This window comes from Cryobacterium sp. TMT3-29-2 (genome assembly GCF_004564305.1).
Lineage (GTDB): Bacteria > Actinomycetota > Actinomycetes > Actinomycetales > Microbacteriaceae > Cryobacterium > Cryobacterium sinapicolor.
Genome location: NZ_SOGK01000122.1, coordinates 1 through 12,851 on the forward strand (window position 1 = coordinate 1; position 12,851 = coordinate 12,851).

The following is a 12,851-nucleotide window of genomic DNA, read 5'->3' on the forward strand; positions in this document are numbered from 1 at the left end:
TCGTCCCGACCGACAAGGAGGAACAAACAACCGAACTCGGCGCCCTCAGCGCCTAGAAATCCAAGAATCACGCGGCAAACGCGTTACACCACGCATTTGGACTTGACCCAAGGCGAAACTCGTCTTGCAGTCGCGGTGAGCTCCCCTTTCTCTAACGATGGGCAGTGAAGGTGTCTCCTGACCACTCTGTACGTCCATCTAGACGACCGGATCATCCCCGCGCTGAGGTTCTCCAGACAGGGCCGACCCGGGCGACCACCGGCCTTGACCGATATTGAGCTGCTCTGCCCTATCGTCGCCCAACACTTGCTCGACATAGCCTCGGACCGAAAAGGTCACGTCCCGCGGAGTGGTGGAGTTTCTCGACACTGTGCGGGTCAGTGGTTTTAGTTTAGGCGGCGGCGAGTTCGGGGAGGATCACCGCCTCGTCGAGGACTCGATGGGGTTGTTCATGGTGGTCAGCTCGAGCATTGATGCTTCGGAGAAGTAGCGTCGTTCGCCGGCCTCCCACTCGTCGTGCTGCTCGATCAGGACCGACCGGCCAGGCGCAGCAGGGCCGCGGCGTTGGGGAACACGCCGACGACGTCGGTGCGACGTTTGATCTCTTTGTTGACGCGTTCGAGCGGATTCGTGGACCAGATCTGGCGCCCGTGTCGCCTCGGAAACCCGGCGAAGGCGAGTAGGTCGGGTTGCGCGTCGACGAGCATTGCGGCGACCTTCGGGTGCGAGCGGCCGAGCATCGTGGTCACCTCACGGAACTGCTTCTCGATGTGCTCACGGTCGGGCTGGGCGAAGATGGTGCGGATGATCGAGGCGACCATCTCCTGCGATCCCTTCGGGACCACGGCGAGGACGTTGCGCATGAAGTGCACCCGGCAGCGCTGCCAGCCGTGGCCCTGGAACGCGGTCCCGATGGCCTTCTTCAGGCCGGTGTGAGCGTCAGACATGACCAGCTTCACCCCGTCGAGGCCGCGGGTCTTCAACGACCGCAGAAACGCCGTCCAGAAGCCCTCGTTCTCGCTGTCACCAACGTGGTCATGTTCGCCAGGTCGACCTGCTTTGTAATCGAAACGGAACGTCTGGTATGGTATATTCCATGCCCGCCCGAACACATGGCCGCCCGCGCGATTCACGAACGCACGCCGCAATCTTGTCCGCCACCGTCGCGCTTATAGTCGACGCCGGGTACGGTGCCCTCACGATCGTTGGGGTCGCCGCTCGAGCGGGGGTTGGCAAGGATGCGATCTACCGCCGATGGTCGGGCAAGCCGGAACTCGTCTACGAGGCTGTGTTCACCTCTGCGGATGCGGACCCCATTCCGGATACGGGCACATTGATCGGCGATGTCACGATCCTCGTCGAAAGACTAGTGGACGAGTTCGCCGCGCCTGCCGCAGCCGTAGCGCTCCCTGGCCTGTTGGCTGACTTCGCGGACCAGCCAGCATTGCGGATGCGCATCCGAGAGGACTTACTCGCCGGCGTGAAGGCGCGGCTGGTTGAGGTTTTCGACCGCGCTGCCGCCCGCGGCGAGCTCGTGGCAGACGTGCCCGTCGAGCTCATCCTCGACAGCCTGGCGGGCACTGTGCTTTTCCATGTGGGATTGGTTGGCGCGCCGGTCACTCCTGAACTTCCTCGCCACCTCGCGGCGATGGTCGTGACCGGGATCAAGACACGATGAATGTTTGGTCAAATCGTACGGGGTCGGTGGCGGCCGTGGTGGCCGCGATTCACCTTTTACGTGACCAGGTCGACCCCGCCCGACTCCTCCTACGCTCAGCAGTCGCCGACATACCGAAGCGCGCGCTGCATGCGGTCTGGCACCTGGTGGGTGTCGACCGCGTCCTCGGTGCGTCGACCCCGCTCTACTTAGGCATTGTTCTCCCCACAGGTAGCGGGCTCGTTGCCGCGGTCTTCCCTATTCTCGCGTTCCAGCTCAACCTGATAGCCGTGTACTTGCCCTGCCGCAGTGGGTGCTACTTCTTCCCGTCGCTGTCCATAAGCCATCGGCGCAGCATGATGCGAGACGGCTGGCGTCTCCATGACAATCTTATGGATGTGACCACGTGAGAAGACCGTTCGCCGGTGAGTTGCTCTCTGTACTGCTCGAAATGCGGCCCCGGCGAGCATCCGGCCTGCCACCAGGACAGCGTCTGCTCCGTGGTTTCCCTCGCTTTGCAGACAATCCGCTGCGGTCACCGCCGCTCACGGGGAATCTTCAACTGGACATCGACGGCGAAGGTCTCGCAGCTCCGCTGGTTCTCAAGTCAATGGACCTCGCAGCCCTGCCGCAATGTTCCCAGACAAATGACTTCCATTGCGTCACCACTTGGACCACTCAGGGTCTCCATTGGCAGGGCGTTAGTATGCGCGACGTCTGGAACGACATCATCAGCCCGCTTCTCGCGGAGGGCGCGGCTCCCACGTTCATCACGGTCGATGGCTTGGACGGGCACAGCGCCGTCTTCCTGCTCGAGGACCTACTCGGCCCCGATGTGCTCATTGCGACCAGTCTCAACGGGCAGCCCCTCGACCGTCGTCACGGCGCGCCGCTACGTCTCGTCAGCCCGGGACAGTATGGCTATAAGAGCGTGAAGCACCTGGAACGACTTGTCCTTCACAATCAGGAGCCGCGGAGTATCCTCGGTTCGAAGGAACACCTGCGGGCACGCGTGGCCTTTGAAGAACGTCACAAATGGATACCCGCGTGGATCTTAAGGCGGGTGTACCGCGCGCTTATTCCAATCACTGCAGTCCTCGCCGAACGCAGTTTACTTCTTGCCGATTCGCCTCCGGCTATACGCAGAGACGCCGCCCAGGGGATTCGTTTTCAACGCCCGGCAGCGGCCGTAGCCGCCGTGCTGGTAGCTAGTATTGCATCGGTGCACGCGTACTGGGCCCTTGGGGGCAGATGGCCCGGTACCGACGAGATGTCGTTGGCGCGTCGGGTCGTAGGAGACACGACGGCAATGCCACACCCCGCCGCAATTGCGTTGGTGCCGGTCCCCCTTGCGGGCGTGGCAGCCCTGTTGCTCGACTTTGCTGGGCGGTCGCGGCTGTCCAGGCCTGCGCCGCGCAAGCGAGCGGGTTTGCGCCTCTTCGTCATCTTGACGGCCCTCCGCGCCCTAGCGGGTGCCACCGGCTCCACCATTGCGGTTCTTCGCGGCACGAAAGTGCCCTACTTTCGCCTTGATCTACTGATTTTCTCGCCGCTGTGCGCGCTGCTGGCGGGGCTGACCGCCTTCGTGGTGGCCGGCGAGGGAGGCACCCGACGCGTCGAAAAGAAAAGGTAAGCACACGGTGTACACCGTAAGCTCCCTCTCTGAAGAGTACGTCGCACACGTCAAGAATTTGAATAGATGAAGGGATCATGATGAAGTTGTACAGATCCACCGCCGTCACCGCCGGAGTGTTCTTCCTGCTGACTGAGGTGGCCGCAATAGCGGGAGTTGCTTTCTATAGCCCGATCCTGAACGGGGCCGACTACATCACCGGCGCCGGCGCCGAGGGTTCGATCCTCCTCGGTCTGCTATTCGAACTGCTCTTAGTGATTGCCGCCGTGGCCACCGCTATCACGCTGTACCCGATCCTGAAGTGGCAGCATGAGGGCCTAGCCCTGGCATTCGTCGCTGCGCGTGTGCTGGAGGCAGCAGTCATACTCGTTGGATCCTTTAGTCTGCTGGCGATTGTTACGCTCCGCCAGCAGTTCGAGGCAACCCCAGACGCCGACCCGGCCACCCTGTCCACCATCGGCTCTACGCTTGTGGCCTTGCGAGACTGGACATACCTGTTCGGGCCGGGCTTCGCTCTCGGTGCCGCCTCGCTGCTGCTGGCTTCGTTGATGTACTCGTCCCGCCTGGTGCCACGGGGCATTGCCGTACTGGGTCTTGTCGGCGGCGCGCTAATCAGCCTCTCCGCCATCGCCGTGATGCTCGGCCTGTACGGGCAGTTCTCTACCCTCGGCCTCGTCGTGGCGCTCCCGGTGTTCGCCTGGGAGCTGTCTCTCGCGCTGTGGCTAATCCTGAAAGGCTTTCGCCCAGTGAGCATTCTCAGCACTCCCGTTCCTTCTCTCACCCCAGCCGCCCGAGAAGCCTCGGTCCACCGGTCCACCGGTCGACCTGACTGAGCCGGGTCCTCGCCGATCGACCTGAAGTTTCTGGCGGTGGGCGTGGCGGTGAAGCCGACCTTGCTGCCGGTGGTGTTTCTGTTTCGGTTGCGCCGTCCATCCGGTTTTCTAGGGCCATCTGGCCGGAAGGAGAGTTTCTGGGCTCCTCGTTTACGAGGTTGGGCCCCGACCTCGCAACACTGAACCTCAAAATCTAGGCCGCCGTCGGCCGGCAAAACATGGCGCGATTCGGCGTCATCACCCCAGGGCTGAGGGCAGGGCGTCCCTTGCCCTTATCGACGTGCCGGATACCACCGTTCGGCACGCCATCATCACCAAAATCCAAATCGCGACTGGCTTGAAGATGCAGCGTTCGCAGTGAGCGCCGCCATTCTGCACAATCCTGGCGCCAGAAAACACACGAAAGGTTTGTCATGACACGAGTCACTGATGTTCACGTCCGTACATTCGTCGAGAAAGCAAGCGCTGTCGGGCGGCGATTAGAGACGCTTGCGAGCGAACAGGACGATTGGTGGGTGACTGATCTCACGCCGCCCATGATCTTGGATCAGGGCCTGCGCCCGGGTTCGCGTGGGGGTCACGGCTCCGTTCGCTACAGCGTGCTCGAGCACAATCCGGGTCAGAGTGTGGTGTTCGGGTTCGATCCTTCAATCGGGCTCGACGGCACCCACCGATTCATCGTCACCCAGGAGGGCGATCGTGTCAGTGTTCGCCACGAGCTCGACGCCGAAGCTTCCGGTGTCATGCGGGTGCTTTGGAGGCCGCTCGTGCTGCCAATGCATAGCGGCGTGATCGAGGATATTTTCGATCGTCTTGAGCGCGCTTCTACTGGCACTGCCCATCGCCAGCGGTCAACGAGTGCATCCCTGAGGTGGATTGCCCGTCGCATGGCTTTCGCCGGCCTCTAAGCCTTAGTACCGTTCAGTTATGCTTTTCCGTGTTTCGTTGTGGTCATGGCGTGGACAGGGGGGTGCCCCTATGTTTTTGTCAAGCCGCGAGTTGATGGTCGGTTTGATAAAGGGTGCCGTCGCGCAGCATGGCATAGAGAACGTCGCAGCGTCGTCGGGCTAGGGCTATCAGGGCTTGGTTGTGGCGCTTGCCCTGGGCGATCTTGCGGTCGTAGTAGGCCCGTGAGACCGGGTCGCGGAGGGCGGCGAAGGCCGAGAGGAATAGCGCCCGTTTGAGGATCTTGTTGCCTCGCCGGGAGGGATGTTCACCACGGATGGAGCTGCCGGAGCGCCTGGTCACGGGGGCCAGGCCGGCGTAGGCGGCGAGGTGGCCGGCGGTCGCGAAGTCCTTGCCGGAGACTTCGGTGAGGAGTCTGGCTGCGGTCCTGATCCCGACTCCGGGCATGCTGATCAGGACGGGGTGAAGAGGGTGAGCCTCCACGAGCCGCTCGACTTCGACGGCGATCTCGTCCCGTTGCCGGCGGAGCGCGGCGAGCTGTTCGGCAAGCTTGGGGAGCACGACGCTGGTCGCGTTCGTGCCCGTCACCACGACGGTCTGCTCGCCCAGCGCCCGAGTGATCTCATCCGCGAGGCGCCGGCCCATTCGCGGTGCCAACTTCAGCAGCCGGTTGCCAAGTCGGGCTGGGCCAGCGGCCTTCATCGCCGCTGGCGTCGGGTAGCGCTGCAGCAGATCCAGCACCGCCGGATGGCGCGGCGATTCTTATAACTACGTCGCATAACCGCATGCTCGAACTGGCGAATTCAAACGGTGGAAGCAACAGGGGCTATTTTCTTCCTCGAGACTAGCTCGCTGAGCAGGTCAGCCGGGGTGCTGCGTTTGAGGGTTTTGCGGGGCCGCTCGTTGAGCTCAGTGGCGACATCGAGGAGGCGTTGAGCGCTGTGGGCGTTCAGATCGCTGCGATTCACTCATCAGATCGCTCCCCTGACTTCGTTTGATTGCGGCAACGAGTTGTGACCACATTGCCACGTCCGAATTCTGCAGCGGGAGATCGGCCTTTCGACATGCTCAATATCGATCAATTTTGGATAGAACACGATTCTTAGAGGTTTTCGCCAGCTTTACAGCAGATCCGCATCCCCGCCAGGCACTCAAAGTGTTAGCCTGCCATCAGTGAAACTCTCTTTCTCTCTGTGACCCAGAGGCCCTTCAGCGACACCAGTTCGCTCCTCGAACGAGGGGCGGTGATTTCGTGTGCCCGGAAGGGGAGCTCCTTGCGGAGTTCCCCTGCACCCTGGCCCCCTCTCGAAACCACCTCAGAAAGACCGTTCACTCATGACGTCCACAGACTCTTCCGACGCGAGCACTGACGACCGCTCAACCCTCCGCGCGAACTGCGCTGACTGCTTCGCACTCTGCTGCACAGCTTTCGGCTTTCAAAAGTCCGCCGACTTTCCAATCAACAAGCCCGCGGGCACCCCATGCCTGAATTTGGCAGACGATTTTTCCTGCTCCATCCATGATTCCTTGCGCGCACGAGGCTTTCGCGGGTGCACCGTATTCGATTGCTTCGGTGCGGGCCAATACGTGTCGCAGAATCTGTTCGGTGGAACAAGTTGGAAGGAACGCCCCGACACGAGTGCCGAGATGTTCAGTGCATTTGCTGTCGTTCGGCAACTGCACGAGATGCTCTGGTATCTCGTCGAAGCCGCCGAACGGGCAACGACCTCGGATCGATTAGGGCCGGTGGCGCAACTTCGACGCGAAATCCAGCGAGCCCTGGACGGCGAAGCATCCGCGATCCTCGCGACTGATGTCGAGCGGATTCGTGCAGAGGTCCGGCAAGCGCTGATCGGTGTGAGCGAGGAGGCGCGCGGCGGCTATACCGCCGGCGCTGAAGCCGACGAGAGCGCCAACTTGCATCCGTCAGTGGACCTGGTCGGTCGTAACCTGCGATCGACTCGTCTGTGCGGAGCCGATCTCCGCGGCGCCTACCTCATCGCTGCGGATCTTCGGCGAAACGACCTGGCGGGCGTCGACTTGCTCGGTGCAGATTTGCGCGACGCACGCGTCGAGGGAGCGGACCTCTCGAACGCGCTGTTTCTCACACAATTACAAGTCGATGCCGCTCAGGGCGACGGCACCACCGTCCTTCCGGCTGCCCTCGCCCGGCCGCAGCACTGGCTCGCCTAGGCGCTGGGAGGAATCGGCGTAGGTGGACAACGACGGACTTCCACGGGTGGGGAAGAGGTAAAGAGCTAGCGATGTTATCGCTGACTTCCCATAGCGTCAGAAAGGGTGTCAAAACCCCTGTTCATTTCAAAACCCTTTTCCGAGTCTTGATTCCGAGCAGTTTCGTGGACAGCAGTTCTGACACCTTTGTGAAGCTGCCCATGAGCGGCGCGCGCGCCAGTGAATATTGGCTCCTGTGGACACCACCTGGGGTGCGGGTGAGCACCACTGTTCAGGTCCATGATTCGCACTGTTCAGCACCACTGTCGGCGTGGTTGAGCACCACCTGAAAAGCTCCTTCCACCGTGGGATGGCCACACGGTGGAAGGAGTACCGGTAATGGTACGGAAGATCAAAGCGAAGCTGGTGTTGCAGCTGCGTAATCAGGGCTTGTCTCGGCGGGCGATCGAGTCCGCTCAGGGGATGTCCCGGCACAGCATTCAGGCGGTCCTCGACGCGGCCGAGCTGGCAGGTCTGGGCTGGGCTGACGTCGCTGAGTTGTCGGAGGGCGAGGTGTATTCGGCGTTGTTTCCTGGCCGCGGGGTCCGGGAGAGCGTGTTCGCGCAGCCGGACTGGGCTCGGGTGCACGCCGAGCTGGCCCGGGTCGGGGTGACGTTGAAGCTGCTGCACCAGGAGTATGTCGACGCGTCTTCTCGCGCCGGGCAGGCAACGATGAGTTACGACCGGTTCTGCCGGCTCTATGGCGAGCACGCCGCCGTGACCGGGGCGTCGTCTCGCGTTGGCCACAAGGCCGGCCGCAGCATCGAGGTCGACTGGTCCGGTCCCACGATACAGCTGTTGGATCCGACAACGGGTGAGATCTCGAAGGTGTATTTGTTCGTCGCGTGCCTGCCGTTCAGCCGGTATGCGTTCGTCGAAGCGAGCCTGGATATGCGCCAGGAGTCGTGGCTGCGCGCTCATGCGGCGATGTTCACCTTCTTCGGCGGCAGCGTCCCGCGCCTGGTGCCCGACAACCTGAAAACCGGGGTGATCTCCCACCCTCGGGAGGGAGAGGTCGTTCTCAACGACGCCTACCGCGAGATGGCGGGGCACTATTCGGCCGCGGTGTTGCCGGGCCGAGTCCGGGCCCCAAAAGACAAGGCGAGTGTTGAGAACACGGTGTCTCACGTTGCGACCTGGGTCATCGCGGGGCTCAGGCACGAGCAGTTCACGTCGTTGGCGCAGTTGCGGGAACGGATTCGGCAGCAGATCGATGCCTATAACCGGCAGCCCTTCCAAAAACGCGACGGCTCCCGACTGAGCGTGTTCACCACCGAGGAGCTCCCGCTGATGCAACCCCTGCCGGCAGTCCCGTTCGAGATCAGCACCTGGTCTTACCGGCGCAAGGTGAACAAGAACGCCCACGTGGTCTGGGCCAAGAACTTCTACTCCGTCCCCTTCAGCCACATCGGCGCTCTCGTTGACCTTCGCGTGACGGACACGATGCTGGAGGTCTATCGGGCTGACGAACGCTTGACCTGCCACCTGCTGCTGGCGGCCAGCGCGGTGAATCAGTATCAAACGAACGACGCGGACTTGCCCGAGGGGCGCAGCTGGCAGGCCTGGGACCGGGACCGGGACCGGATCAACGACTGGGCAGCCCGGACGGGCCCGGCCACGGTGACGGTGATTGGCAAGATCTTCGAAGCAGTCTCCATCGAGGAGGCCGGGTTCGAACCGGCGTTGGCCGTGCTGCGCCTCTCGCGCCGGTTCTCCCCGGCCCGGGTCGAAGCAGCCTGCGCGATGGCGCTTCGAGGGCCGATCCGGTCACCGCGGTATGCACACCTGAGACCGATCCTCGACACCGGGCAGGACAAGACCGGCCTCATCCCGGAGGAGCCTGAGGGCGATGATCGTGGCTACGTCCGCGGCAGCGCCTGTTACGCCGGAGGGACCCGTTGAGCCGCCTGGACGGGGAGACCAAGCGCAAGCTCCGCGAGATGAACGCGAGCGAGCTGCTCGAGGCGATCGACACCCAGGACGAAACACTCTCGATCAGTTTGACGTTCGAAGAACGGGTCCGGCTGGTCGTCGATGACGCTTACTCCACCTTCACTCACGCCAAGGTCGCCGGGCTGATCCGACGGGCAGGGCTGCGCTATCCGAACGCGGATATGCGCCGCATTGACCTGCTCGACGAGCGCGGCCTGAACCGTCCGTTGCTGACTCAGCTCGGCACCTGCTCGTTCGTGTCCCGGCAACAGAACGTCGTCTTTCAGGGGTTCACCGGGTAGGGGAAGTCGTATCTGGGCTGCGCGATTGCCAAGCGCGCCTGCGAGCACCGCATCCGCGCGCACTACGTCCGCATGCCCGACCTCGAGGAAGCGTGGGTCGCCGCCCAAGACGGCTCCGGCGGGTCCGGGAAATTCCTCCGCAAATATGCCGCGTTCACCCTGCTCGTCATTGACGAGTGGTTGCTGGACCGGCCGACGGAGTCGATGCGCGGCATGCTGCTGGAGCTGATGGAGCGCCGCTACGGGGAAACGTCGACGGTGTTCTGCACCCAGTACTCGCAGAAGGACTGGCACCAGCGCCTCGGCTCCGGTGTTCACGCCGACGCGATCATGGACCGGATCATCCACAACACCGTTTGGGTTGAAACGGGCAACTACAACATGCGCGAGCACACGGCCCTCACCACCGCGTAGTCCGTGACGAGGAGCATCAGTGGTGCTAAGCCAGACCACCACTGGTGCTCTCTCGCACGATCGGTGGTACTGAACCGCACGATTGAGTGGTGCTCAAAGCCTCAAATACTCACCAGCTCGTAAACGAGCGTTTCTGGACCACGTCGCTAGTTGCCAGTTCGAAAAGACTCCGCGCCTAGCGAGTCTCCAAGTGAGCGAAGCCGGTCGGCCATTGCCGCTGACCGGCCTCGCCCTGGAGTCAGACTCTTGTGAAGAAGGACTCCTCGCTTTAGACCGTCCTACGTCAAGGTCGTCCGCGCGTAAATGCTCATTGCGTCAGCAAGAAACGCTGCCAGGCCCGGTTGGTAGGCATTGTGGAAAGCAGCCATGTCGGCATTCTCCTGATAGTGAAGCGCCATACCCACGTACGCGCGCGCGGTCGGGACGTAAAACCTGCACGCGATGTCGTAGTGCGCGGCAATCAGGGACTGTACCTGCTCACTGCCGAAGGCGGCGCTGTCGACGAGAGGCGCTATTTTCAGGTACAGAGCGTCCCAGTCTCTGTGGACTAACGCCCGGTCCACTTTTTCCCAGTAATTAGTGGCGGCGAGGCTTCGTGATTGTTCTTCCTCGAGTGCCTCGCGGCATCCATCGAGATATTTCGAGCTGAAAGAGTCGATTGACAAAGTTGTTCCTTATTAGCGGTAGGCGGCGCGAAAGCCGCGGATCCATGGATGTTGGCGCACCAAAACGCTTCGCCCGAGCAGGTTCAGTTGCGTCTGCACCCTCAACGGGTGGACAAATTGCCGAAGGCTCGAACGGGTTTAGGCAGGGCCACCATGGATTGCACCGATAATCATCAGATCATTCTATCAGGCTCTACTGTGCTTTCCTCGAAGGTGCCAACCCCGGGCTCTGCACCCGAAACTATCCACTAAGTCGTTCCACTCTTGAAGGAACGGGCTCACGACGGAAGATTTTGCAGCTGTAGGCGAGGGATATTTTGCGGCCTGTCTGCGCACTATTCGGGGCGGGACTTTGCCGTATCTTCAAATCATGGAATTGAGCGAGATCACACTATCCAGTGCGGCGGACATCCTGCGCACTTGGGCCTTGGACGAAAAGATGAAGGCTCAAGTGCTCGCGAATCCAGTGGCTGCACAATGCGCTGCCCGAGTGGCTAGACGATACATCGCTGGCGAGAATGCTGCAGATGCCATTGATCTCCTTCGCCTTAACACCATTCGGGGGCATGCCGGGAGCATCGAACTGGTTGGAGAGTCAGTTCGCCAAGCGGATACGGCCGATGCGCAGACTCAAGAGTTCATTGATCTGGCAAGCCTTATCGGAACAATCCCTGAGACCGCCACGATCTCGTTCGACCTCTCACACGTGGGCTCCGGCAGAAGGATCCGACAGAACGGATCTTTCCCTCGCTCTCTTCGAAAAGGTTTCGGACGAGTTCCCAGAGACCGGGATCACGCTCCAAGCCAGACTGCACCGCACGTCGACGGATCTTGATCGATTGATTGACCGTCCAGGCGCGATTCGCCTAGTGAAAGGCGCATATCTTGAACCGGAATCAGTCGCATTCTCGCGAAATTCCACAGCCACGACGACCGCGTATCTGGAAATCGCGCAAAAGTTGATGGGATCTGGGCACCGCGTTAACCTCGCTACCCACGACGCTGCACTTGTTGCGCGACTTCACGATGAGCTAGGCGAAGAATTGCGACAGGAGCACGTGGAGTTCGAAATGCTCCAAGGGCTTGGAGACGACTTGCTCGATTCACTTCGACAGCAGGGCTTCGCGACGCGAGAGTACATCGTTTATGGCCCGGAGTGGTGGCGTACGTCCTCAACCGCATCGCAGAGCACCCCGAGCGCGCAATCCAAGCCATCGCCGATATTGGGTTCGTGCTCCCGGCACCGTTTGCCGAGCAATCTTGATCGTGTTGCCAATGCTGAGCGATAAGGCTGCGCGCCGACTCGCTCTGGTTCGCGGACACCGGATTACGCACAAGCGTAAGTAGCTCAAAAACGGCTCTCCTGACTCTTCCGTGGGTTATTTGCGGCCGGGGAGCGCTGGTCGGTGGCCGCCGAGGCTGAGCATGGCGAGGGCGATGAGGGCGTCAGGTGAAGTGAAGCCGAACGCGATGCGGGTCAGGAGTCGGATCTTGGTGTTCATGGATTCGATACGGCCGTTGGAGAGACTGTGTTCGATCGAGGCGAGGATCGCAACACGGTGTTTGACGATGCTTCGTTGGAGCCTCACGAACGCGGGGATGCGGGATCGCCGGCGAGGACGTCAAAGAGACAATCGACGAAAACCCCGCACGGGTCGCTCTCGTCACCGACGCCGTCCTCAGCCACCTCCTCGAAACCTTCAGCATCGAGGACAGGGCGTGGGCCAACTTCACAACGCAAGCGACCCAATCTGGCGAGCCCCTGCAGATCAAGACCAAAGCGGACACCACCAACCCTGCCTGACCACGCACCAACGCAGGAACCATTCCGAAAATCAGCAACTCATGCCAAGGCGAACGGTGAATCCCCCTTGAGGTGCGGCGCAACCGCCACAAAGCCATCACAAAACACCGCCACTTACCGACCAACTTCATAGATTCTTGAATTAACTGCCTCATCTGTCTCATGGAGGGTCGTTCATGAAAGTTGCCAGCGGGTTCCCGCCTGTCGATGAACTTGTGTCAGCGTGGTGGCGTGAACGCATCGCAGAAAGAGATTGACAGCGCCCTGAGCAAGAGCGGAAACGGGTCCAGAGCGCGTTGGGTTGAATAGAGCTATCGAGGCCATATCGCATGTTGTGGATTAGGCCACCGCAGTTGTCATCGTTCGCTAGGTGTTCTTCCCACGGAGGTTGTGAGCGTGGCGTGAGCTAAAAAGGTGAGGACCTCCGGTATCGATTGGGTTACCACACTCAAGTCGATGCCACGGAGGCCCTC

At 61.5% G+C, this 12,851-nt stretch carries 8 protein-coding genes and 5 pseudogenes; 9 read left to right on the forward strand and 4 right to left on the reverse strand.

Annotation, left to right across the window (positions count from 1 at the left end):
* Positions 1–177: 177 nt before the first annotated feature.
* Positions 178–312 (forward strand): annotated as a pseudogene (locus E3O67_RS17550) (IS982 family transposase); the annotation flags it as partial.
* A 105-nt stretch (positions 313–417) separates the two neighbouring features.
* On the opposite strand, the pseudogene E3O67_RS14105 reads toward E3O67_RS17550, so the two are convergent.
* Positions 418–1,031 (reverse strand): annotated as a pseudogene (locus E3O67_RS14105) (IS256 family transposase); the annotation flags it as partial.
* A 119-nt stretch (positions 1,032–1,150) separates the two neighbouring features.
* Between E3O67_RS14105 and E3O67_RS14110 the strand changes: the two are divergent.
* The 4 genes from E3O67_RS14110 (at position 1,151) to E3O67_RS14125 (ending at position 5,031) form a co-directional block, all read left to right on the forward strand.
* Positions 1,151–1,678 (forward strand): TetR/AcrR family transcriptional regulator, encoded by a 528-nt coding sequence (locus tag E3O67_RS14110; RefSeq protein WP_198417208.1) that lies wholly within the window; start codon positions 1,151–1,153, stop codon positions 1,676–1,678.
* 430 nt (positions 1,679–2,108) lie between these two features.
* Entirely contained in the window at positions 2,109–3,290 is a 1,182-nt protein-coding gene (locus tag E3O67_RS14115; protein ID WP_255575890.1) for a molybdopterin-dependent oxidoreductase, read from the forward strand.
* Positions 3,291–3,370: 80 nt separating this feature from the next.
* Positions 3,371–4,123, forward strand: a complete 753-nt coding sequence (locus tag E3O67_RS14120) for a DUF4386 domain-containing protein (RefSeq protein ID WP_135102979.1) — start codon at positions 3,371–3,373, stop codon at positions 4,121–4,123.
* Positions 4,124–4,536: 413 nt separating this feature from the next.
* Positions 4,537–5,031, forward strand: coding sequence for an SRPBCC family protein (locus E3O67_RS14125; protein WP_135102980.1), 495 nt, complete (start codon positions 4,537–4,539; stop codon positions 5,029–5,031).
* A 79-nt stretch (positions 5,032–5,110) separates the two neighbouring features.
* Here the strand turns inward: E3O67_RS14125 and E3O67_RS14130 are convergent.
* Positions 5,111–5,779 (reverse strand): annotated as a pseudogene (locus E3O67_RS14130) (transposase); the annotation flags it as partial.
* A gap of 585 nt (positions 5,780–6,364) precedes the next feature.
* On the opposite strand from E3O67_RS14130, the gene E3O67_RS14135 reads away from it, so the two are divergent.
* The 3 genes and pseudogenes from E3O67_RS14135 to E3O67_RS14145 all read left to right on the forward strand — a co-directional run bounded on the left by E3O67_RS14135 (position 6,365) and on the right by E3O67_RS14145 (position 9,909).
* Positions 6,365–7,222 (forward strand): pentapeptide repeat-containing protein, encoded by an 858-nt coding sequence (locus tag E3O67_RS14135; protein WP_134429610.1) that lies wholly within the window; start codon positions 6,365–6,367, stop codon positions 7,220–7,222.
* Positions 7,223–7,600: 378 nt separating this feature from the next.
* Positions 7,601–9,163: an IS21 family transposase gene (gene istA, locus E3O67_RS14140; protein WP_135102981.1), complete on the forward strand. Its 1,563-nt coding sequence runs from the start codon at positions 7,601–7,603 to the stop codon at positions 9,161–9,163.
* A 38-nt stretch (positions 9,164–9,201) separates the two neighbouring features.
* Positions 9,202–9,909: pseudogene (locus tag E3O67_RS14145) on the forward strand (ATP-binding protein).
* Between the two features lie 278 nt (positions 9,910–10,187).
* Here the strand turns inward: E3O67_RS14145 and E3O67_RS14150 are convergent.
* Positions 10,188–10,574 (reverse strand): TipAS antibiotic-recognition domain-containing protein, encoded by a 387-nt coding sequence (locus E3O67_RS14150; protein WP_198417173.1) that lies wholly within the window; start codon positions 10,572–10,574, stop codon positions 10,188–10,190.
* 620 nt (positions 10,575–11,194) lie between these two features.
* Here E3O67_RS14150 and E3O67_RS14155 point away from each other — a divergent pair.
* Positions 11,195–11,863 carry a proline dehydrogenase family protein gene (locus E3O67_RS14155; RefSeq protein WP_241979240.1) on the forward strand — a complete coding sequence of 223 codons (669 nt, stop codon included), beginning with the start codon at positions 11,195–11,197 and terminating at the stop codon, positions 11,861–11,863.
* A gap of 90 nt (positions 11,864–11,953) precedes the next feature.
* Here the strand turns inward: E3O67_RS14155 and E3O67_RS14160 are convergent.
* Positions 11,954–12,187, reverse strand: a pseudogene (locus tag E3O67_RS14160) (transposase); the annotation flags it as partial.
* Positions 12,188–12,851 lie beyond the last annotated feature (664 nt).